Below are 22,547 nucleotides of genomic sequence, written 5' to 3'. Positions count from 1 at the left end.
GAGGCTGACTCAATGTTTTGGAAAAGTCAGCGAGGGTGCAGCTGGTGCATCAGGTTGCCGTGATGCGAGGACGCGCTGGGCTTATGCCCGCGCGTCCGAAGCAGAACAGCAAGATGATGTGCCAGATGCAGCCGCAGCGTCGACCGGTCCGCCGTTCGGTAGAACGGCGGAACCATCGTCGGCAAAGTTCCAGCCGGCAAGGCGGTCCTTCGCGGTATCGATGTCCAGGTAGTTCTCCTCGCCGTCCATGAGTCGCGTAAAGGCGGTAAAGAGATAGTGGGCATCGGTGGGGCCAGGCGAAGCCTCGGGGTGGTACTGGACCGAGAAGCACGGGGCGTCGAGCAGCTGGATACCCTCGGCGGTGCCGTCGTTGAGGTTCACATGCGTCAGGCGAATGCGACCAAAGCGCTCGTTCATCACGACCGGCGCGATTCCGCGGCGCACCCAGGCGCGCAGATCTCCATCGGCCGCATGCTCGGTCTCGCCGCCCGAAAGCTCGGGGACAAGCTTGCCCAGGCTGGGGAACAGCAGGCCAAAGCCATGGTTTTGCGCGGTAATCTCCACGCGACGGCTTACCAGGTTCATGACCGGCTGGTTGCCACCGCGGTGACCGAATTTAAGCTTTTCCATCTGGGCGCCGCAGGCCAGGCTGATCATCTGATGGCCCAGGCAAATGCCAAAGACCGGCACCTTGCCGATCAGCTGCTGCACCTGCTCGTAGGTCTCCACCACAGCGTCGGGGTCGCCGGGGCCATTGGACAAAAAGACGCCGTCGGGATTCATGTCGAGCACCTCACTCGCGGGCGTGTCCCACGGCACGACGGTAAGGTCGCAGCCGGCGCGGACCAGACCCTCCAGAATGCCGCGCTTCACACCGCAGTCGTAGGCGACCACTTTGTGACGGGCAGGAGCGGCAGCCGTAAGCGCAAAGTCATGCGTGGCAGGCAGGTCGGCGGCCACAAACTCGTGAGGTACGGGGCAACTTACGGTCTTGACCAGGTTCTCGCCTACCAGCGTGGGCGCAGCGGCCAGACGCTCGACAAGCTCGTCGACGTCGAAGATCTCGGTCGAGATAATGCCCATCTTGGAACCATTGTCGCGCAGATGGCGCACCAGGGCGCGAGTGTCGACACCCTCGATAGCGACGATGCCGTGAGCGCGCAGGTACTCCGGCACGCTGACGGCCGAACGCCAGTTAGAAGGCGTGGCGCACATGTCGCGAACGATCATGCCGCGCATGGCCGGAGCGCTCGCAGGGCGCACGGCGTCGCCGGAGAAGGCCGACTGGACGTCGGCCTCGTTGATACCGTAGTTGCCGATCTGCGGATAGGTCATGGTTACGATTTGGCCGGCATAACTCGGGTCGGTCATGACCTCAAAGTAGCCCTCGAGCGAGGTGTTGAAGCAGACTTCGCCGGTCGCGGTACCCTCGGCACCGCATGCACGTCCATAAAAAATGGTCCCATCCTCAAGATACAGGATGCAGGGACCGCAGGTGCCCTTGCTGGTTTTGGCCAGCATACGCTGGCAAAGCTCGCTGGGCGCGAAGGTGCGGGCGGCAGCGCCCGCGGTATGGTTGTTCGCCATAATTCTCCTTCCCGGTCTCACAGGACCGGCTTAAAGGTGTGCAGTTAGGCCTCGCGGTATTGTAACCGCAAGCATGCCTCATGGCATTAATTTCATCGAAATGTTTACGAAATGATAATTATGACTTTCTATGCATAATGATTTTTCTGGGACGAGGATTAAAAAATCATCCCGCGCGGGCTTGTGGCTCACGCGGGATGATGGCGTCTTATTATTTCTTGTCCTGATCCAGCAGTTCGGACGGTGTGCGATCGGGCTTGCCGCCGCGGAAAATCTCGCGGCCATGCAGACGATGCTCCAGGTCACGCTCGGCCTTTTCCTCGTCAATCTTGGTCTGGCTCACCACCGGGTCTTCAATTAACGACGACACCGAGTTCACCTGCTTCTGAATGCGCTCGGCGATGGTGTCATCCATACTCACGATGCGCATCTTCCAGTCGATACTCGTGGCGTTGGATGAGCTCTTGGTCCACACGAACGTCAAAATGGCGCTCTGGTGGCCGCGCGCGGGGAACATGCCAAAGAAGGAATCGTGCTGAATATTGCTATCCTCGTCGATATAGGCGTGAACGTTATACACCACGCGGTCGATCTTATCGTTGAGCAACGCGTTGGTCGCAAGCGCCGCGGCCTGAATCTGCCCGTTGGACAGCAGCTCGAGCTCGTTGGCAGACGATGTGTCCAACACCGTCACCTCGACCGTGCCCGTGCGTTCATCGGCTTCATCGACGGTGAAGTCGAGCGGGAACTGCGTAAAGCCGTTGCCCCATTCAAGTCCACCCTTGAGCGCGGTCGAAACGGTATCGACCGAAACGCTCTCGGACAGGTTGGCGGTGTTCAGACGACGCATCACGCCGTAGCCAATCTGCATGCCCACGATCAGCACCAAAATACCGATGACCACGGCCATCGCGGTCTTCGTAATGGTATGGCTCACCTGCGAGCCCGAAGGATCGTCCTCGGACAGCGGGTCGATATGTTTTGCCTGGCTCGCGCGGTCCTCGCTGCGCAGCTGCGCTAGCGCCGCTTTGTCACCGCGCTTGGCCGCAGCCTCCTTCTCACGCATGCGCTCGGTACGCTTTTTGGCGAGCGTGGGATCCAAGACGCCGGATGCATCGATTTCGGAGAATAACTCCGTCACTTCTTCCGGAGTCAAAGGGTTCTTGTCAGCCATAAACTTCCTGTCATATCAATCAGTCGAGCTCGTGCGCACGCGCACCTTCGAACTGCATTCGATAGTAACGGGCATAGGTGCCGCCACGGGCGAGAAGCTCCTCGTGCGTGCCACGCTCCACAACGCGACCATGCTCAACGGTCGCAATCTCATCGGCATGCTTAATGGTCGAAAGACGGTGGGCGATAATAATCGTGGTGCGGCCGCGTGCCAGCTCTTCGAGTGACTCCTGCACCGCCTCCTCGCTCTCGTTATCCAAAGCACTCGTCGCCTCGTCCAAAATCAGGATCTTGGGGTTCTTGAGAAACACGCGCGCGATGGCAACGCGCTGCTTCTGTCCGCCCGAAAGACGGCTGCCGCGCTCGCCCACCACGGTGTCGTAGCCCTGCGGAAGCGACTCGATAAAGGCATCGATGTTGGCGCGACGGGCGGCCTCGGCGATCTCTTCTGCCGTGGCGCCCGGCTTGCCGTAGGCGATGTTCTCGCCAATCGTACCGTCAAATAGATAGACATCCTGCTGCACCAGGCCGATGGCGCGGCGCAGGCTCTGCTGCGTCACATCGCGCACGTCCTGGCCGTCGATGCTAATGGATCCGGCAGCCACGTCATAAAAGCGCGGCAGCAGCGAACAGGTCGTGGACTTGCCACCGCCCGAAGGGCCAACCAGCGCGATGGTCTGCCCGGGCTTGATGGACAGATTCATATGGTCGATAACGGGACGCTCGTCGGCATAGCCCTCGCCCAGCTCGACATCCTCGTAGTTAAAGCACACGTCGTGATACTCCACGGCGCCGGCAGTCACCTGCAGATCCGTAGCGCCCGGCTTGTCCTGGATATCCGGCGCGGTCGAGAGCACCTCGTCCATACGTTTAAAGCCGGCGATAGCCTTCTGATACGTTTCGGCCGAATTGACGAGCGTCTCGAGCGGCGTGCAGAACAGCGAAATATAGAGTGCAAAGGTCGCCATTTCGACCGCCTGCAGCTGTCCCTGGGCGACCAGCCAGCCGCCCAGCAGCACCACGATCACATAGAGCACACCCGAGAGCAGGCCATACGTCGCGGTATAGACGCCCATGGCGTGATACATGTTCTCCTTGGACGAAAGATAGCGATTGTTGGAGGCGCGGAACTTGAAACGTTCGGTCTCCTCATTGGCAAAGCTCTTGACCACGCGCATGCCCGCCAGCGAATCCTGCAGCTGCGCATTGATGCCGCTGATCTTCTTGCGGTTGTCGCTAAAGACCTCGCGCATGCGCATGTTCTGCCAAAACATGATGACCGCAAACGCCGCCGTCACCACGGCCATGGCGAGCGCCAGCACCGGGGCGATGGTAAAGAGGATCACAAACGAGCCGATAATCTCGATACCGCAGATGATGATCCACTCGGGTACGTGATGCGCCGCCTCGCAGATATCGAACAGGTCGTTGACCACGCGGCTCATCATGTCGCCCGAGCTGTTGCGGTCGAAGTACGCAAAGCTAAAGCGCTCGTACTGGTCAAACAGGTCCTCGCGCATTTTGGACTCCATGCGCGCGCCCATCACGTGGCCCCAATAGCTCACAAAGTATCGGCAGGCGCAGCGGATGACATACATCAGCACCAAGCCCACCGCGATCATGCCGAGCGCCTGCATAATGGCAGCCTGACCCTGAGTAAATAGCCCACCGGTCAAATTGCGCAGGATAATGGGGAACGCCAGGTCAATGGCGGCAAGCACCAGAGCACAAACAGTATCAGCAACAAAAAGCCCCATCTGGGGCTTGTAATACGAAAGAAACCTCTTCAGCATGTGATCCTCAAAGAAATATCAGCAACGTAAGGCCCTGGGACAAAGCAATCAGTAGTACTTGTCCCAGGGCTATCCCCACTCGTTAAAGCTCCGCGCCCCCAAGGCGGTGCGCGATGCTGTCGCAGGCCAAGGCGCCCACGACGGTCTTGGCGTCTTCGATCTTGTCGTCGAGCACGGCGTCGATCAGCTCGTGCAGCGGCACCAGGTCCACGTTGACAAACTCGTCATCATCGGGGTTGGGCGCATCAAACTCGAGCTTGGTAGCCAAGTAAATGTGGATGATCTCATCGCAAAAACCGCAGGACGTGACAATCGACGTCAAAAAGCGAATACGACCGGCCCTAAAGCCCGTCTCCTCATGCAGTTCGCGCTTGGCGCAATCGAGCGGGTCCTCGCCCGGATCGAGCTTGCCGGCAGGAATCTCGACCGTCACGCGGTCGATGGCGGTGCGGTACTGACGCACCAGTACGATCTTGCCGCTCTCGGTCAGTGCCACAACGGCCGCCGCACCCGGATGGCGAACGATATCGCGGGCGCTGCGGTGACCGTTGGGCAGTTCAACCTCAAGACGGTGGACGTCGAGGATCTTGCCCTTCCAGGCGCACTCCTCCGAAAGAATCTTCTCGTGCAGCTCGACATCGTGCGGGTCGTCGTCGCCCAGCACCAGCGCCGGCTCGTCAGCGACCTTGCCACCAGGCTCGCCCTCGGCGTGCCCATACATGCGGCTGTCCTCTTCGACGATCTGCGCGTCCACGAGCTCTTCGTTCTTCTCGTCCATCCGTCTCATCCCTCTCGGACTTTAGGCATCCCAGGCGTCGCGGCCACGCAGCGCGCGCAGGCCGATGTCATGACGCAGGGTCTTGCCCTCAAAATCAATCTTCTCGCAGGCCTCGTAGGCAAGGTTGCGAGCGTTCTCGAACGTGTCGCCCAGCGCGGTCACGGCAAGCACACGACCGCCGTTGGTCACGAGCTGACCGTCCACCACGGCGGTGCCGGCATGGTAAACGGTCACGTTCTCCATGGCCTCGGCGTCGGCGATGCCGGTGATGACTTTGCCCTTCTCGTAGCTGCCGGGGTAGCCCGCGCTCGTCAGGACAACAGCCACGGCCCACTCGTCACGCCAATCGAGCTCAATCTGATCAAGCTCGCAGTTGGCGCAGGCGAGCATAACCTCGACCAGGTCGTTCTTAAGGCGCGGGAGCACGACCTGCGTCTCGGGATCACCAAAGCGGGCGTTGAACTCCAGCACCTTGGGGCCGGCGGGGGTGAGCATAAAGCCGCCATACAGGCAGCCGCGGTAGTCGATGCCCTCGGCAGCAAGCTCGGCAATGGTCTGCTCCATGACCTTCACCATCGTGGCGTGCTCCTCATCGGTCACGATGGGCACCGGGCTGTAGACACCCATGCCGCCGGTGTTGGGACCCTTGTCGCCCTCGAGCGCGCGCTTGTGGTCCTGCGAGGTGGCCATAGGGCGCACGGTCTTGCCGTCGGTAAAGGCCAGCAGCGAGCACTCGGGACCAACGAGCATCTCCTCGATAACCACGGTGTTGCCGGCATCGCCAAAGGTGCCGCCAAAGCACTCGCGCACGGCCTCTTCGGCCTGCTCAAGTTCGGTCGCCACGATAACGCCCTTGCCCGCGGCAAGGCCGTCGGCCTTGACGACCAGCGGGGCGCCCTGCTCGCGCACGTAGGCGAGAGCCGAAGCCTCGTCGGTAAACGAACCATAGGCTGCCGTCGGAATGCCCGCACGCTCCATGAGCTGCTTGGAGAACAGCTTGGAGCCCTCCATCTGGGCGCCCTCGGCACCCGGGCCAAAGCAGGGAATACCCGCCGCGCGCACGGCGTCGGCCACGCCCGCCACGAGCGGAGCCTCGGGGCCAATTACCACGAGTCCGCATCCGTGGCTCTGCGCAAACGCCGCCACGGCCGCAGGATCGCAGTCGTCGAGAACAACGTTCTCGCCGCAGCTCGCGGTGCCGCCGTTACCCGGCGCGATGTAGAGCTTGCCGGCGCGCGGTGATGCCGCGAGCTTAGCTGCCAAAGCATGCTCACGGCCGCCGCTGCCCAACAACAGGATGTCGATGGTTTGAGTGTCCGCCTTCAAGGGTGCCTCCTCTATGGATGAACGGCCCGCTCCGCGCGAGCCCTTTGCAAGCAAATATACCCCTCGGCCGCCCGTCCGGGCTGCAAAGGGGTATATCGCAATAACCAAATAGTCCCGATTACTTCCAGAATCGGTTGATAATCTGCTCGCGACCAGCGCCAACGCCAATGAACGTCACGCGGGTGTGTGCCAGATCCTCGATAAACGCCACGTAGTCCTGAGCCTCCTGCGGCAGCTCCTCAAAGCTGCGGCAGCCGGTGATATCGCACTTCCAGCCAGGAAGCTCCTCGTAGATGGGCTTGGCATGCTCAAAGCGCACCTGGTGCTCGGGCACGCTCGTGTAACGCTCGCCATCGACGTCATAGGCAACGCACACCTTGATGGTGTCGAAAGCCGAAAGCACGTCGAGCTTGGTCACGGCGATGTCGGTGAGGCCGTTGACGCGCGAGGCATAGTTGGCGATAGGGCCGTCAAACCAGCCGCAACGACGACGGCGACCGGTAGTCACGCCGTACTCATAGCCCTCCTCGGTCAGCGTGTGGCCGGCCTCGGACTCATAGGAAAGCTCGGTGGGCATGGGGCCCGAACCGACGCGGGTGATATAGGCCTTCATGACGCCCAGCACGCGGTCGACGTTCTTCATGCCCACGCCAGAGCCAGTGATGGCACCGCCGGCGGTGCAGTTGGAAGACGTCACGTACGGATAGGTGCCGTGGTCGATGTCGAGCAGCGTCGCCTGGGCGCCCTCAAACAGCAGGTTCTTGCCCTCATCGATCATGTTGTTGAGCAGCAGGCTCGTCTCGGTGATGTAGGGACGCAGGCGCTCGGCCATCGGCAGGTACTCGTCGCAAATCTGGTCCACGGTGTAGGTGGGCAGGTTGTAGATGAGCTCGAGCTCGGGGTTCACGCGGGCGAGAGCGGTCTCCAGCTTGTCGCGGAACAGTGCCTCGTCCAGCATGTCCTGCATGCGCAGGCCAATGCGCGCCATCTTGTCCTGATAGCACGGACCGATGCCGCGCTTGGTGGTACCGATGTTCTTCTTGCCGAGTTTCTGCTCAAAGGCGCCATCCAGATCGATGTGGTACGGCATGATGATATGCGCGTTGCCGCTAATCTTGAGGTTCTTGGTGGTGATGCCGTCGGCCTCGAACATGTCGATCTCCTCAAGGACAACCTTGGGGTTGACGACGCAGCCGTTACCGATCACCGACACGTGGTCGGAATACATGATGCCGGAGGGCACCTGGTGCAGACCGTACTTCTTGCCGTTGACGACGATGGTGTGACCGGCGTTGTTGCCGCCCGAGTAGCGCACGACGGCATCGAAGTCGCCGGCGACCAGGTCGCAAATCTTACCCTTGCCCTCATCGCCCCACTGGGCACCGACCAAAACGGTTGACGGCATGTTTACTCCTTACATTCATGGACTGTCTACGCGCCACGGCGGCACGCAGAAGCACAAAACATTCCCAGTATACCCGTGCAACGGGCGCCTGTCCTACTCCTCGGCATGTGCCCCATCAAGCTCATAGAACTTGGTGGATGCCGGCAGGAACATCAGGTCGACGTCGCCGATCGGGCCCGAACGGTTCTTGGCCACGACGATACGCGTAACGCCCTCGTCGGGTCGATCGTCGCGCGAGGCTTCGGCCTCGTCGGCGGAGCGGTCCAAGAACATAACGATATCGGCGTCCTGCTCGATGGAGCCCGATTCACGAAGGTCGGAAAGCTGCGGGCGCTTGCCGGTACGGGATTCGACCTGACGCGAGAGCTGCGACAGCGCGATGAGCGGGATCTTGAGCTCCTTGGCCATGATCTTCAGACCACGCGACATCTCCGAAACCTCGACGGTACGGCTCTCAGAGCGGCGTCCCGGCGGAGGACTCACCAGCTGCAGGTAGTCCAGGATGATGATTGCCTTCTCCTTGTTATGGAGCATACGGCGGCTCTTGGCGCGAATCTCGGTCACTGTGGTGCCGGGCGTATCGTCAATCAGAATATCGAGCTTGGACAAGGTCTGCGTAGCCTCGTTGATATTGGCCCACTGCTCGGGGCTAATGCGGCCCATGCGGAAGTCACTGATCGAGATCATGGCGTAGGCGCAAATCAGACGCTGGGCAATTTCCTTGCCCGACATCTCCAGCGAGAAGAAGCCGACGGTATAACCAGCAGCGGCAGCGTTGAGCGCCAGATTCAGAGCGAACGACGTCTTACCCACGGCAGGACGGGCGCCGATGATGATGAGCTGACCCTCGCGGAAGCCCATGAGCATACGGTCGAGCGACGGGAAGCCCGTGGGCACGCCCGCAGCCTGGCCACCGGCCTGGCACACTTCCTCGGCCTCGTTATAGGCCTCGACCATAAACTCGGTCAGCGTCTTGTAGCTCGACTTGACCTCGCGCGCCGTAACCTTGAGCAGCTTGCTCTCGGCCAGCTCGACAACCTCTTTGGTGTCGGTGGGGGCGTTATAGGCCAGCGCGTTGATCTCGTTGGTGGCGCCGATCAGCTCACGCAGCATCGAATCACGGCGAACGATGGCGGCATGGTGCTGCCAGTTGACGAGCGACAGGGTCTGACCCATCAACTCCAAAATGTACGCTTCGCCGCCCACGGCATCGAGCTTGTTGATGCTTCGCAGGTAATCGATCAGCGAGATGGAGTCGATGGGAATGCGGCTGTTGTACATATCGACCATCGCGGCATAGATGGTCTTATGAATGGGCCGGTAGAAGTCATCGGGCTGCAGCTCGACCTGGGCCTCTTCGACCACCTCGGGCGATAGCAGCATAGCGGCCAGTACATTGGCCTCTGCATCTTGGTTTTGGGGAAGACCCAACTTTGAGCCGCGGTCCTCGACCGTCAGCCCGGTCTCCCTATCGTCATATGCCATGAGCATCCTCATTCATATCGCTTGCGAGCATCCATAGTATCAGCCACGGTCCCAAAACGCGCCGCACGCCGACAATCATCACCGAACCAAACGGATGAACGGTCCTGTGTATAGGACTTCGACGCAACGTTCACCATGACACTCACTCAGCGCAAAAAACAAAAGGGCGCCCTGGTTTCCCAGAGCGCCCTTCTTAGAACAAGATTGTTGCGTTGCAGCAAATGCTACTCGGCAGCAGCCTCAGTCTCGACCTCGGCGGTCTCGGCCTCGGCGACCTCAGCGGCCTCCTCGACCTCAGCCTCGGCAGCGAGCTCCTCGGCGGTAACGCCGACGAGAACGACAACCTCGGCCTTGATCTCGCGGTACAGCGAGATGGCAACGGTGTGGGCACCGGCAACCTTGATGGGCTTACCGAGCTCGACGCGCTTGCGGTCGATGTCCATACCGAGCTGAGCCTTGATGGCATCAGCGATCATAGCGGCGGTAACGGAGCCAAAGAGGATGCCCTCGTCGCCGACCTTGACGTCAACGGTGACCGTCTTGCCCTCGAAGGCAGCCTTGGTCTCGTTGGCGGTAGCCAGACGGACGGCCTCGCGCTTGGCGATGTTGTTGCGACGCTCGTCAAGCTGCTTGAGGTTGCCCTTGGTGGCGGCAACAGCGAGCTTCTTGGGGAACAGGAAGTTCTCAGCGTAACCCTGAGCGACCTCTACGACGTCACCCTCGCCGCCCTTGCCCTTGATCTCATCGAGAAGAATAACCTTCATGATGCGTCTCCCTTCTTAGCCGCGGTCGCGGTTGCCACGAGAGGAAACCACGGGGACGGTGTACGGCAGGAGAGCCATCTCGCGGGCGCGCTTGATGGCATTGGCGATGTCATGCTGATGCTGCGTGCAAGCGCCAGTGACGCGACGGGGCTTGATCTTGCCACGGTCGGTCATGTACTTACGGAGAAGCTGAGTGTCCTTATAGTCGATGAACTCAGTGTTCTCCTTGCAGAACTGGCAGTACTTACGACGCGGCTGACGTGCAGAAAAATCATTAGCCATGTCAAAATACCTTTCATTTGGCAACTTCGGCGAACCGAAGCCGCCTCTCACTCAAAAATAGGTGAACAACCCTTAGAACGGGATGTCCTCATCGTAGACGTCGACCGCGGGCGGCGTAGCCACCGGCGCGGCAGGACGTGCTGCGGGCGCGGGAGCTGCGGGGGCGTAACCGCCCTGATCGTAGCCACCCTGGCCACCACGGGAGCTCATAAACTCGATCTCATCGACGATGACCTCAAGCTTGCTCCGGCGCTGGCCGTCGCGCTCCCAAGAGCTGTAGCGCAGCTTGCCCTCGATCGCGACCTTGTTTCCCTTTGCCAGGAAACGGCTCACGGCCTCGGCGCGGGTGCCGAACATGGTGCAGTCGACAAAGTTGGGATAGTCCTCCCACTCGCCAGTCTGCGCGTTGCGGCGACGATCGTTCACGGCAACGCCAAAGGACAGAACCTGGGTTCCGCCGGCGGTGGCGCGCAGCTCGGGATCGCGGGTGAGGTTACCGGTGATGTTCACTCGATTGATGCTCATAACTCACTACTTCCTCTTGGGGCACAAGCCCAGTCCAAAACGACAGTCTTACTCCTGGTCGTCGCGACGGACGATCATGTGGCGGACCACAGCGTCGGTGATGCGCAGGACGCGATCAAGCTCGGCGATCTGGGTAGGATCTGCGTGGAAGTTGATGAGGGTGTAGTCACCATCGGTGAGGTCGTTGATCTCGTAGGCGAGCTTGCGCTTGCCCCACTCGTCAACGGAGTCGACCTTGCCAGCGCCCTCAGCGATCGTGGTATCGATACGCTTCATAACAGCGAGACGAGTCTCGGGGTCGAGCGACGGGTCAACAAAGAACAGCAGTTCATAAGCCTTCATATTGTCACCTCCTCTGGGCAAATGTGGCTTCAGGTCGTGAAGGTGCGCCTGAAGCAGGAAAAGACTTGGTAATAATATCTTTCAACCTCCTAGGCTGCAAGAATATGCAGCTACAACCTCATGACCTCCACATATGCCCATACTCGCACGGTGTTTCATGCGCATTCCAACCAAATGCCGACCAAATGCTTGACGGATTTGTGGACAAGATACGGTGCCGCGGGGACAAGCTGAGCCAAGCCGCAGGTCAACGGGCACAAGGCTGTGGTCGCAAAATGCATACCAGTGGCCCACAGCACCAATCAAAGATTTTTAAATTCATTGCCAAGTCGCTTATGAATACCCTTTTTGAACAATTGAGTTGATCAACCACGCTGGTCGGAAGCCGTTTTTTGGCACCTCAAACCCCACTGCAACGCCAAGTGCGGCCAAGCGTTTTAAAAAATGCTAAGTTTTCGGCTTGCACCTTGCGATTCCTCGTGTATACTAACTTTCGCATTTAACGGAGAGTTGTCCGAGTGGCCGAAGGAGCACGATTGGAAATCGTGTAGGCGTCAAAAGCGTCTCCAGGGTTCAAATCCCTGACTCTCCGCCAGTTAATTCCAAAGCAGGCCTTTGAGCCTGCTTTGTTTTTACCCCACGCGGAGGGGTGGCAGAGTGGTTGAATGCGGCGGTCTCGAAAACCGTTTGGCCTGTATAAGGTCACGAGGGTTCGAATCCCTCCTCCTCCGCCATTTTGGTTGAGAAAGCTCCCAAGAATGGGAGCTTTTTTGTTATCGAAATACGTCTCGATCCCACGCTTCCCCAAACATGTACGTCAGCCTCAAAAAACGACATTTTTCGACATCTTTGGAGGCTGACGTACACGTTTGGATTGAGCTCACGGGAGCGGCGCTATTCGGAAGGTGCCTCCTCGTCTCGTATGCTTTTCCAGTTGCGGATAAGTGCCTTGCGTAGTTCGTTTTGTTTTCTCTGGTACCCGGTGTCGGTACAGCGAGGCATGCCGAGTGCTTCGCGAATGTTGTTCATGGCGCGGTGAAAGGCGAGCTGGCTGCCGAACTGAGCCGAAGTGAGCGTAACGATTCGATATCCCATTTGGGAGAGGACGGCCTCTCGCTCCGCATCTGCTCCCTTGCGCTCGAACTCATCGTGAAAGCCACCCTTATATTCGATACCGAGCTCCTTGCGCTTATAGGCAACGAGCGCATCGATTTTGAGCAATCGACCTTTGGTGCAATGCCAGAGACGTTGAGGGATCTCGAGCGGTTTGTTGAGTTCGATACGTCGGATGCCAACGCCGCCTTCGCTTGTTGAGAGCGAGAGAGCGATTGCCGAAGCGGTTTCCATAGGCGAGGCTGAGTGATCGTAGATGTGCCTGAGCGCGAGCCGTGCACGCGTGGCGCCGGGTTTGCCGGGGTGCCGATCGAGCAGTTCGGTTATTTCATCCTTGGAGGTGGTGGCTGGCTGCTCGGTATAAGGGCCGGCGGGTTTGAGTCCTATGCAATAATCGCCGCAAACTTCGTAGCCGTATTCGAGGTATTCGATCCTATCCATCCACTCGGCAGCGAGCACGAAGGTGAAGGCTTCGTCGATGATGAAGATTCCGGGCGTCAACTCGTCAATATGCTCATAGGGAAGATTTTGTCCAAGAATGTGGCAATTGACGCCCTTGGTGCGAATTCGCTCGAATTCGAATACAACCGAGATGTCGATAGCCTTGAGCATATCGGGTGGAATGCCGCAGTCGACTAGGGCCTGCCGTATGCGCGCAACGCGTTGCTGGGTAGAGAGGCCCTGCGCACCTATCTTGTAATCGCGTTGCGCAAGAGACTGCACCAAATTCTGGGGTGCATGATGGACAAGCCATGCGGTTTTATGCGAAATGAGAACAGGGGTATCCATTGAGGGCCTCTCGCTCTGAGCCGGTATCCAACTCTTATGTCCGTTGAAGTGGGGAAATATACCGGATGTGAGTAAATCAACTCACTCATGCTGTGAGTTCAATCCAAACATGTACGTCAGCCTCCAAAGATGTCGAAAAATGTCGTTTTTGGAGGGCGACGTACATGTTTTGGACCCCTGGCATTCCAGCAATGCCATGTCAGCATCCGCTGCCAACCGTTTACCGAGCAATAGGGTCGCAATCGGCGCTGAACATGTACTATGTACGGGCATTGTCCAAATCCGTAATCCAAAGGACCCCATCTTGCCCGTCGTCGCCGCTATAACCGTTACTTCACACGCCTCGGATGCCATGGTCGCTATTCCGTTTTGGCTCGAGATGTTCGCTGTTGTCGCTGCATCGATCTCGGGTGTGCTGGTTGCGCGCGAGCACAAGCTCGACCTGGTGGGCGCGGTCGCGCTCGCGGTGGTCTGCGGTCTGGGCGGCGGTCTTTTGCGCGATATGACGCTCCAGGTCGGCAACGTCTACATCCTCAACCAGCCGATGGCGCTGCCGCTTTCCATTGCCACGGCAGCCATCATCTATATTTTCCCGGCAATCGTCGACAAACCCGAAAAACTCATTCCCCTGCTCGATATCATCTCGGTCGGCATCTACGCCGCCACTGGAGCAGACAAGGCGCTGGTCTACGGCTTTGCGCCGGCGGTGTGCATCATGATGGGCTTCTTCACCGCAGTAGGTGGCGGCATGCTGCGCGACGGCTTTATGGGCGTGGTTCCGGGTATTTTCCAACGCACTAACTTTTATGCCATCGCGGCCATCGCCGGATCGACAAGCTACGTGTGTCTCGTTATGAGCGGCATCATGAGCAATGTCGCCGCGCTGATCGTATGCGTTGTCGTGACCATGGGTCTGCGCTGGCTCTCGCTGCGCTTTGACATCAAAAGCCCCACCGAAGAAGACATCGCACGCTTTTTGCACCGCAAAAAATAGGTGGCGCGGGCCCATCCTTCGAAATGCAACCGAGAGGTTCTTTTAGAGCGCCCGCGCGTTGGGTACCCTGTTAGGTATATGCCGAACTCCTAACAAAAGGATCAACCATGACTTTCAATCAAACCGCGGCGGCGCCGTCACACAAGATGCGTCGCTGCCTGCTTATGGCATTCGCGCTCATCGCGCTCGCGCTCACCGCACTTCCCACGGCGTCGTTCGCCGGCACGGACACCGCAGGAAACGTACTTGCGACCGACAATGACGTCGATCCGTCTGGCGTCGAGGGTGACTTGTACTGGGCCGGCCAGGCCCTCAACTTGGACGATGCGTCCATTGACCGCGATATCATCGCCGCGGGCGATACCCTCTCTATCCGCGACTGCACGGTGGGCGGCGCCGTCCGCTTGGCGGCACGCACTATCGATATCGCCAAGACCACGGTTGATGGCAGCGTCACGGTCGTCGGTCAGCACGTTGTGCTCAATTCCGACAGCACCGCCAACTGTTTTTACGCGATAGGCGAGACGGTTGCCCTGCGCGGCTCTACCAAGTCGGCAGCGCTTGCGGGCAACACGGTGACCATCGATGGCACCGTCGAGGGCGATGTCGAGGTTTGGGCCGACAAGCTCATCCTGGGCAAGAACGCCCACATCACCGGCACCGTGAACGCGCACGTCTCCGAGGACCCCGAGCGCGCCGCGGGAGCCGAGGTCGGCGCACTCAAGATCGACCGCACCGAGAACGAGGATACTTCCACCGTTAACGATGTCATCGGCGGTATCGTCGCCGCGGCACTCTCGACCTGCTTTGTCGCTCTGCTGCTCGAGCTCGTCTTTCCGCGTGCGACTGCCAGCGCCGCCGGTATGCTCCACCAGCGCCCCATGCCCCTGTGGGTGAGCGGTCTTCTGGGCACGATTGCTATCGTCCCCGCCGTCCTACTGCTGATTATCTCCATCGCTGGTCTATCGCTTGCCGGAGCCCTCATGTGCGGCGTTATCGGCATCGCATTGGTGTCGAACGCCTTTGCGGGGTGCGCGATCGCCCGCATGGTCGGACACAGCCAAAACCGCTACGCCATGGCAGCCGTGGGTGGCATCGCCGCAGGCGCCCTCACAGGGCTTCCCCTCGTAGGCGGCTTCATCAGCGGCGTGGCCTTTGTCTTTATGCTCGGCTACATCATCCAGATCATCTGGCGCAACGCCCGCCTCAAGCCGCAGCAGCCGACTAACACGCCGGGACTCCCCACCGCTTAGCAGCTAACCGCCACAAAGATGCCAAGCACCTTTGTGGCGGCGCAAACGAACCTGCCCCCTGCACCAAAAAGGGCGCCGACCATCGCGGTCGACACCCTTTCTCGTTAGACGCTATAAAGCCCAGCGCTTATTTGTTGACCTGGCCGGCGCGGACGGCAGCCTTCTTGCGGTCGGTGGCGTTGAGCAGACGCTTGCGCAGGCGGATGTTCTTGGGAGTGATCTCCACCAGCTCATCGTCGGCGATGTACTCCAGCGCCTCCTCCAGCGAGAAGGTGCGGGGCGGCACCAGCTGGACGGAGATATCGGAGGTCGAGGAACGCTGGTTGCCCAGGTTCTTGGTACGGGCGATGTTGACGACCATGTCGCCGGCCTTGCTGCGCTCGCCCACGATCATGCCCTCGTAGCACTCGGTGCCCGGCTCAACGAACAGCTGGCCGCGCTCCTGCAGCGTACCCAGAGCGTAGGCAACGGCCTTCTCGGTGGTCATGGAGATCATGGCGCCGTTCTGGCGGTTGCCGATCTCGCCGGCGTAAGGACCATACTCCAGGAAGGTGTGGTAGAACACGCCCTCGCCGTGGGTGACGTTCATGATGCGGTTCTTAAGCCCCATGATGCCGCGCGTCGGGATCTTAAACTCGAGGTGCGTCACGATGCCCGAGGTGTCCATGCTCGTCATGATGCCGCCGGAGGTACCGAAGACCTCAACGACCTTGCCCGAGTACTCGTCCGGGCACTCAACGACGGCCTGCTCGACAGGCTCCATCTTGTTGCCGTTCTCGTCCTTCTTAAACAGAACGCGGGGACGGCCGACCTGGAACTCAAAGCCCTCGCGGCGCATGGACTCCATCAGAACAGACAGGTGCAGAATGCCGCGGCCCGAGACCTCGACGCCGCTCTTGTCCTCGAGCTCCTCGATCTTCATGGTCACGTTGTTCTCGGCCTCGTTGAACAGGCGCTCCTTGAGCTGACGGGCGCCCACGATGTCGCCGTCACGGCCGACGAGCGGGGAGGTCGAAGCCTCAAAGACGATGGACAGGGTCGGCGGGTCGATCTCGATGGGCTCGAGCTCGACAGGGTTCTCGGGGTCGGTGTAGACATCGCCGATATCGGTGCGTTCAATACCCACGACAGCAGCGATATCGCCGGCGCCGACTTCCTGGCACTCGGTGCGGCCCAGATAGTCGAAGGTAAAGAGCTGCTTGACGGTGGCGGTAGCGCTGGAGCCGTCGTTCTTCACAACCAGGATCTGGTCGCCCTGGTGAATGGCGCCGGAGTACACGCGACCGATACCGATGCGGCCGACGAAGTTGGAGTGGTCGATGGTCACGCACTGCATGGCCAGCGGGGCGTTCTCGTCAACCTCGGGGGCGGGCATATCGTCGATGATCATATCGAGCAGCGGGTACATGTCCATATTGCCGTCGTTGGGGTCAAGACGGGCAAAGCCATTCATGGCGCTGGCGTAGACCACGTGCTCCATGGCGAACTCAAGCTGGTCGTCGGTGGCGCCCAGGTCGGCCATGAGGTCCAGGCAGTCGTTGTAGGCCTTCTCGGGGTTGGCGCCCGGACGGTCGATCTTGTTGATGACGATCATGATCTTGAGGCCGGTATCGATAGCGTGACGCAGCACGAAGCGGGTCTGGGGCATGGGGCCCTCAAAAGCATCGACCAGCAGCAGGGCGCCGTCGGCCATACGCAGCACGCGCTCGACCTCGCCGCCAAAGTCGGCGTGGCCCGGGGTGTCGATGACGTTGATCTTAACGTCCTTGTACTCGATAGAGATGTTCTTGGCGAGAATCGTGATGCCGCGCTCGCGCTCCTGGTCGTTTGAATCCAGGACGCGGTCCTCGACCTGCTGGTTGGCACGGAAGGCGTCCGTGGCACGCAGGAGCTTGTCGACCATCGTCGTCTTGCCGTGGTCGACGTGGGCGATGATGGCGATGTTCCTCAGATTGTCTACGCGCATGTAGTTCCCCTATCTTCTATCCATATACAAACGGCACGCGTATGCGGCCCGCCCAGCGATACAACGCTCAGCGGGAATATTGAGCCTTTTACCGAAAACTCGTTTATTTTAGCGATTTTAGATGAGAGGGGTTTCCTCACCTGCAGGTTCAGGGTCGCTCCACATAAAACCATCGCCGGCGCCCATGCCCTCATACAGCACATATGCCGAAAAACCACTCTCGAGCGTGGTTTCGAAGAAGCTCACGAGCAGAGCATCGTGATAGCCGCCGTCAATCTCGACGCAGCCGGTGTAGCCGATGGCATAGCGAGCGATACGGCCCAGGCCCTCGTCCTTAAGACCCATCTTGTGCTCGGAGATAAAGTTGGTGGCCGCCTCGAGGCACGCCTCTTCGCCATCCTCATCGAGCGCTGCCAGATAACGGTTGGAAGCGGCGTCCTCAATTGCCACGACCACGCCGGGGTTTTCACCGGCGGCAAGGTCGTCCAAGAACGCACCGATCAGATCGCACACCATAGCGTCGAGCTCGGCGGAGACGTTACCGGCGTCCTGCATATCCTGTGCCATCTTTAGACCTTCCCATCGAGTCTGGCGTCGTTACAGTTCTTGCGCCTCGGCGGCGATCTTAGCGGCAGCGTCGCGGGCGCGCATCATATCCATCGCGCGCTTGTCGAGCACCTTGATCTGACTGGTCAGCATTACCGCGTCGACCACGCCCCAGATCACCAGGCCCGTAGAGATCGAAAACCCAAGCGCACCAACTGTACCACGAAGGCGCGAGCAGATTGCCGCGACAAGGGCGGAGACGACAACCATCTTGATAAACGAGCCGCGGCGTTCGCGAATCGTGCGGGCCTGCGTCACATAGGCAATGCGCGCCGCCTCGGACGCCTCAGAGCGCATCTGGGCCTCGCGGGCGATCGCAGCCGCCTCAGCCGATACGCGGGCACCCATCAGCGACCTCTCCGCTCGCGTACCAGACATTTAGAAATCATCGGGGGAGAGCGTATGGACGAACTCGTCGAACTTCTCGAACTCTTGCTCGTCGTCGACTTCCTCGGCATGGGCAGAAACGGTGCCCAGGCGATTCATGATGTCGTCCTCCACAAACATGGGGGCATTGCTGCGCACGGCAAGGGCAATGGCATCACTGGGACGCGCATCGATCTTATGCTCGTTGCCATCGGCCAACACGACAACCGTCGCGTAAAACACGGGCGGCTCGGCGCGAACGATTTCGATGCGTTCGAGCTTGGCACCCAGGGCGCCAACAGTATCGAGCAACAGGTCATGGGTAATCGGGCGCTCGGCGCGGCCGCTATCGATGCCGCGGCTGATGGCAGCGGCTTCAAACGAACCAGTTTGAATGGAAAGGGAACGCAGTGGCGCGGGCGAGTCCGATTTGCTGCAGCGCTCGCGAAGCACGATAAGCGATGGCACGGGACCGGCGGCCATGACGATGGTCTCTATGTCGACACGAACCATGGAACACCTCCGGTACGTAGCGGTTAACACGCGGCAAGGTCGCCGCATTGAATAGCTATACTACCCAATCTTTCGCACAGCACACAAAACCAAAATGAGATTTATCGCAGACAAGAAAAAAGCCCCGAGGCAACGCCCCAGGGCTCTTCACAGTTTTGATGGTGGACCTGACAAGATTCGAACTTGTGACCTCCCGGTTATCAGCCGGACGCTCTAACCAACTGAGCTACAGGTCCATCATGGTGGAGGTTAGGGGGATCGAACCCCTGACCTCAGGCTTGCAAAGCCCGCGCTCTCCCAGCTGAGCTAAACCCCCACGGAGACAGTAATAAACACCCCAGCGGCGACTCGGCTCTCGCTGGGGTGTTTATTGCGAAAGAAAGTGGTGGACCTGACAAGATTCGAACTTGTGACCTCCCGGTTATCAGCCGGACGCTCTAACCAACTGAGCTACAGGTCCATCGCGCAAGGGATATATTAGACGAGTCGTTACGCGCGCGTCAACAACTTTTTTGAAAATCTTTGAGGGGTGTCGCCCCCGGCTGCCCGGCGGCATGCGAAGTCGCCTGCTCGGACAGTCCTGCTCGCACGGAGAGCACATTAAGTGCTCTCCTGCTCGTGCGGAACTCGCGATCGACTTCGCATGCCGCCGGGCAGCCGGGGGCGACGTGGGGTTCAAAGGTTTTCAAAAAAGCGGTCGGCGCGCAGTGCGCCGACCGCCGATATATGGGGTCTGATGATTTTTACCAGCTAGAGCCTCTTACTCGTCTAGGAGATCTTCTGGCATGTCGTTGCCATCGCCTAGATCGACTGGGGCTTCTTCGGGGGCAGAACCGTCTTCTGTTGCTTCGCCTTCGGGCTTCTCTTTGGCTGCCGTCATGCGGGCTACGGCGCATACGCGGTCGTTGTCGTCGACGGTCATCATCTTGACGCCCTGGGTGGCACGGCCGGTCTGGCTGATCTCGTCGGTCTTGACGCGAATGACCGTCGCGCCCTCCGTCACGATGAACAGCTCGTGCTGTGGGCCCACCGTCTTCATGGCCGCGAGGTTACCCTTACGCTCGGTCATTTGGATGGTGTAGACGCCCTGACCGCCGCGATTCTGCTCCGGATAGTCCGCGACCGGCGTGCGCTTGCCGTAGCCGCGCTCGGTGATGACGAACAGATCGCCGTTGCCGTTAGTGACTTCCATGCCCAGAACGCTCACACCGTCCTTCAGACCGATACCGCGAACGCCGCTGGTGTCGCGGCCGGTGGCGCGCACCTGCTCCTCGGAGAACATGATCGCCTTGCCCGCGGTGGTGGCCAGGATAATCTTGTCGCCCTCGCGCACGCGGCGCACGTTCAGCAGCGCGTCGTCGTCACGCAGGTTGATAGCAATCAGGCCGTCGCGACGGCTGCGGTCATATGCGCTCATCACGGTCTTCTTGACCATGCCGCTCTTAGTGGCAAACATCAGGTACTCGTCGGCCGGGAACTCGCGGCAGCTGATGACGCTCGCGATCTTCTCGCCTTCCTCGAAGGGCAGCAGGTTGACAATCGCGGTACCGCGCGCCTGGCGCGTACCCACCGGCAGCTCGTGCACCTTCAGGCGATAGACCTTGCCCTTGCTCGAGAAGAACAGCACGTACTCGTGCGTGGACGCGATGAACATCTCATCGATAACGTCATCCTCTTTGAGGTTGACGCCCGACACGCCCTTGCCACCGCGCTTCTGGGCGCGGTAGGCAGCCACCGGGATACGCTTAACGTAGCCGGTATGGGTAATGGTCACGACCATATCCTCGTCGGCAATGAGGTCCTCGACGTCCAGGTCCTTCTCGACATGGCTGATCTCGGTGCGGCGCTTATCGCCGAACTTCTTGGAGATCTCGCGCATCTCCTCCTTGATGACGCCCAGAATCTTCTCCTCGTGCGCCAGCAGGTCCTCGTAGTAGGCGATGGCGCGGCGCAGGCCGTCCAGCTCTTCTTGGATCTTGTCTCGCTCCAGGCCGGTCAGGCGGCGCAGCTTCATCTCGAGGATGGCCGTGGTCTGCTCGGGCGTAAAGCCAAAGCGCTCGATCAGGCGGCTGCTGGCCTCGGAGTCGGTCTGCGAGGAGCGGATGATGCTGATGACCTCGTCGATATGGTCAAGGGCCATCAGGTAACCCTCGAGGATATGCGCGCGGGCCTGGGCCTTCTTAAGGTCGAAGCGGGTGCGGCGGGTGACGACGTCGACCTGGTGGTCGATGTAGTGCTGCAGCATCTCGCGCAGGCTCAGGCATTTGGGAACGCCGTTGACGAGTGCCAGGTTGTTGGCGCCAAAGGTCGTCTGCAGCGAGGTGTACTTATACAGATTGTTGAGCACGACCTGCGGAATGACGCCCTTCTTGAGCTCGATGACCAGACGGATGCCCTTCTGGTTGGACTCATCGCGCATATCCGAGATGCCCTCGATGCGCTTGTCGTTGACGAGCTGGGCAATCTTCTCCTGCAGGGTGCCCTTGTTGACCATGTAGGGAATCTCGGTGAAGACCAGGCGGCTGCGACCGGTCTTGGTGGACTCAACGTGTGCCTTGGCGCGCACGGTAATGGAGCCGCGGCCGGTCTCGTAGCTCTGCTTAATGCCGGCGCTGCCCATGATGATGGCGCCGGTGGGGAAGTCCGGACCGGGCATGATCTGCATGAGCTCGTCGACGGTGGCGTCGGGGTTGTCGATCAGGTAGCAGGTGGCCTCGATCGCCTCGGTGAGGTTATGCGGAGCGATGTTGGTGGCCATGCCGACGGCGATGCCCTGGCTGCCGTTGACCAGCAGGTTGGGGAAGCGCGCAGGCAGCGCCACGGGCTCGGCGAGTGATTCGTCGTAGTTGGGCTGCCAGTCGACGGTATCCTTCTGCAAGTCACGCAGCAGTTCCATGGCGGGCTTTGCCAGGCGGCTCTCGGTGTAACGCATGGCTGCCGCGCCGTCGCCGTCGATGTTACCGAAGTTGCCGTGACCGTCGATGAGCGGCGTGCGCATGGAGAACCACTGTGCCAGGCGGACCATGGCCTCGTAGACCGCGAAGTCACCGTGCGGATGGTACTTACCGATAACTTCGCCGACCGTCCAAGCTGACTTCTTGTGCGGGCGGTTGGGGTAGATGCCGCTCTCGTTCATCGCGTACAGAATGCGGCGGTGCACCGGCTTTAAGCCGTCGCGCACGTCCGGCAGGGCGCGCGCTGTGATAACCGACATCGAATACTCAATGAACGACTGCTTCATCTCGCGACCGAACTCCGAAATCTGGAGCTGGCCGCCGTTGATATCCTCGCCGGCCGAGGCGCCGCGATCGACTTCGCCAAAGCTCTCCTCGAGCTCGGCGTCGTCTTCTTCCTCATCATCATCGGCATCGGGGTTATAGGCGTCCGGATCGCCGTCCTCGCCCTGCTCAGCACGGGCAAGCAGGCGCTTCAGATCATCGGGCATACCGGCATCGCCGGCCTCGTCCATACCCTCGTTATTGTTGAT

Annotated in this window: 19 protein-coding genes and 5 tRNA genes; 4 read left to right on the top strand and 20 right to left on the bottom strand. The window is 60.0% G+C overall.

The window, feature by feature from the left end:
• Nucleotides 1-81: 81 nt before the first annotated feature.
• The 11 genes from carA to rpsF form a co-directional block, all read right to left on the bottom strand.
• On the bottom strand, nt 82-1,587 hold the full coding sequence (gene carA / locus AAAX36_RS05410) for a glutamine-hydrolyzing carbamoyl-phosphate synthase small subunit (RefSeq protein WP_349074446.1): 1,506 nt from the start codon (nt 1,585-1,587) through the stop codon (nt 82-84).
• 211 nt (nt 1,588-1,798) lie between these two features.
• Nucleotides 1,799-2,761, bottom strand: a complete 963-nt coding sequence (locus AAAX36_RS05405; protein ID WP_349074444.1) for a hypothetical protein — start codon at nt 2,759-2,761, stop codon at nt 1,799-1,801.
• Between the two features lie 19 nt (nt 2,762-2,780).
• Nucleotides 2,781-4,553 (bottom strand): ABC transporter ATP-binding protein, encoded by a 1,773-nt coding sequence (locus AAAX36_RS05400; RefSeq protein ID WP_349074443.1) that lies wholly within the window; start codon nt 4,551-4,553, stop codon nt 2,781-2,783.
• 82 nt (nt 4,554-4,635) lie between these two features.
• Nucleotides 4,636-5,331: an NUDIX hydrolase gene (locus tag AAAX36_RS05395; protein ID WP_172676360.1), complete on the bottom strand. Its 696-nt coding sequence runs from the start codon at nt 5,329-5,331 to the stop codon at nt 4,636-4,638.
• Between the two features lie 21 nt (nt 5,332-5,352).
• Nucleotides 5,353-6,657, bottom strand: coding sequence for a phosphoribosylamine--glycine ligase (gene purD, locus AAAX36_RS05390; protein ID WP_055287529.1), 1,305 nt, complete (start codon nt 6,655-6,657; stop codon nt 5,353-5,355).
• 118 nt (nt 6,658-6,775) lie between these two features.
• Nucleotides 6,776-8,062 carry an adenylosuccinate synthase gene (locus AAAX36_RS05385; RefSeq protein WP_349074441.1) on the bottom strand — a complete coding sequence of 429 codons (1,287 nt, stop codon included), beginning with the start codon at nt 8,060-8,062 and terminating at the stop codon, nt 6,776-6,778.
• A 93-nt stretch (nt 8,063-8,155) separates the two neighbouring features.
• On the bottom strand, nt 8,156-9,553 hold the full coding sequence (gene dnaB, locus AAAX36_RS05380; protein WP_349074439.1) for a replicative DNA helicase: 1,398 nt from the start codon (nt 9,551-9,553) through the stop codon (nt 8,156-8,158).
• Between the two features lie 218 nt (nt 9,554-9,771).
• The gene (rplI, locus tag AAAX36_RS05375; RefSeq protein WP_022094073.1) at nt 9,772-10,311 is read right to left on the bottom strand and encodes a 50S ribosomal protein L9; all 540 of its coding nucleotides are present in this window, start codon (nt 10,309-10,311) and stop codon (nt 9,772-9,774) included.
• Between the two features lie 15 nt (nt 10,312-10,326).
• Nucleotides 10,327-10,593 carry a 30S ribosomal protein S18 gene (gene rpsR, locus AAAX36_RS05370; RefSeq protein ID WP_006235829.1) on the bottom strand — a complete coding sequence of 89 codons (267 nt, stop codon included), beginning with the start codon at nt 10,591-10,593 and terminating at the stop codon, nt 10,327-10,329.
• A 72-nt stretch (nt 10,594-10,665) separates the two neighbouring features.
• A complete protein-coding gene (gene ssb, locus AAAX36_RS05365; RefSeq protein ID WP_006235830.1) occupies nt 10,666-11,118 on the bottom strand; it encodes a single-stranded DNA-binding protein in 453 nt (150 codons plus the stop codon).
• A 48-nt stretch (nt 11,119-11,166) separates the two neighbouring features.
• Entirely contained in the window at nt 11,167-11,460 is a 294-nt protein-coding gene (gene rpsF / locus AAAX36_RS05360; RefSeq protein WP_006235831.1) for a 30S ribosomal protein S6, read from the bottom strand.
• A gap of 504 nt (nt 11,461-11,964) precedes the next feature.
• On the opposite strand from rpsF, the gene AAAX36_RS05355 reads away from it, so the two are divergent.
• Both AAAX36_RS05355 and AAAX36_RS05350 read left to right on the top strand, forming a co-directional pair.
• A tRNA-Ser gene (locus AAAX36_RS05355) sits at nt 11,965-12,055 on the top strand.
• 48 nt (nt 12,056-12,103) lie between these two features.
• A tRNA-Ser gene (locus tag AAAX36_RS05350) sits at nt 12,104-12,194 on the top strand.
• A gap of 160 nt (nt 12,195-12,354) precedes the next feature.
• On the opposite strand, the gene AAAX36_RS05345 is transcribed toward AAAX36_RS05350, so the two are convergent.
• Nucleotides 12,355-13,362 (bottom strand): hypothetical protein, encoded by a 1,008-nt coding sequence (locus tag AAAX36_RS05345; RefSeq protein ID WP_349074437.1) that lies wholly within the window; start codon nt 13,360-13,362, stop codon nt 12,355-12,357.
• A gap of 304 nt (nt 13,363-13,666) precedes the next feature.
• On the opposite strand from AAAX36_RS05345, the gene AAAX36_RS05340 reads away from it, so the two are divergent.
• Both AAAX36_RS05340 and AAAX36_RS05335 read left to right on the top strand, forming a co-directional pair.
• Entirely contained in the window at nt 13,667-14,356 is a 690-nt protein-coding gene (locus AAAX36_RS05340; RefSeq protein ID WP_252200106.1) for a TRIC cation channel family protein, read from the top strand.
• Nucleotides 14,357-14,463: 107 nt separating this feature from the next.
• On the top strand, nt 14,464-15,609 hold the full coding sequence (locus tag AAAX36_RS05335; RefSeq protein WP_349074434.1) for a polymer-forming cytoskeletal protein: 1,146 nt from the start codon (nt 14,464-14,466) through the stop codon (nt 15,607-15,609).
• A 127-nt stretch (nt 15,610-15,736) separates the two neighbouring features.
• Here AAAX36_RS05335 and typA read toward each other — a convergent pair whose 3' ends face one another.
• The 8 genes from typA to gyrA all read right to left on the bottom strand — a co-directional run bounded on the left by typA (nt 15,737) and on the right by gyrA (nt 22,529).
• Nucleotides 15,737-17,575 (bottom strand): translational GTPase TypA, encoded by a 1,839-nt coding sequence (gene typA / locus AAAX36_RS05330; RefSeq protein WP_152068591.1) that lies wholly within the window; start codon nt 17,573-17,575, stop codon nt 15,737-15,739.
• Nucleotides 17,576-17,692: 117 nt separating this feature from the next.
• Entirely contained in the window at nt 17,693-18,142 is a 450-nt protein-coding gene (locus AAAX36_RS05325) for a hypothetical protein (RefSeq protein WP_089572580.1), read from the bottom strand.
• A 30-nt stretch (nt 18,143-18,172) separates the two neighbouring features.
• Nucleotides 18,173-18,559 (bottom strand): hypothetical protein, encoded by a 387-nt coding sequence (locus tag AAAX36_RS05320; RefSeq protein WP_349074432.1) that lies wholly within the window; start codon nt 18,557-18,559, stop codon nt 18,173-18,175.
• A complete protein-coding gene (locus AAAX36_RS05315) occupies nt 18,560-19,060 on the bottom strand; it encodes a bifunctional nuclease family protein (protein WP_346979423.1) in 501 nt (166 codons plus the stop codon). It abuts the gene before it with no gap.
• A 159-nt stretch (nt 19,061-19,219) separates the two neighbouring features.
• Nucleotides 19,220-19,296, bottom strand: a tRNA-Ile gene (locus AAAX36_RS05310).
• 4 nt (nt 19,297-19,300) lie between these two features.
• Nucleotides 19,301-19,376, bottom strand: a tRNA-Ala gene (locus AAAX36_RS05305).
• Nucleotides 19,377-19,443: 67 nt separating this feature from the next.
• A tRNA-Ile gene (locus AAAX36_RS05300) sits at nt 19,444-19,520 on the bottom strand.
• Nucleotides 19,521-19,820: 300 nt separating this feature from the next.
• Nucleotides 19,821-22,529, bottom strand: coding sequence for a DNA gyrase subunit A (gene gyrA, locus AAAX36_RS05295; RefSeq protein ID WP_349074459.1), 2,709 nt, complete (start codon nt 22,527-22,529; stop codon nt 19,821-19,823).
• Nucleotides 22,530-22,547: the final 18 nt, after the last annotated feature.

The organism is Collinsella sp. CLA-ER-H10 (assembly GCF_040092475.1).
Taxonomy (GTDB): Bacteria; Actinomycetota; Coriobacteriia; order Coriobacteriales; family Coriobacteriaceae; genus Collinsella.
Note: the sequence above shows the minus strand (reverse complement) of the source record. Positions and strands in the feature narration are given on the sequence as shown.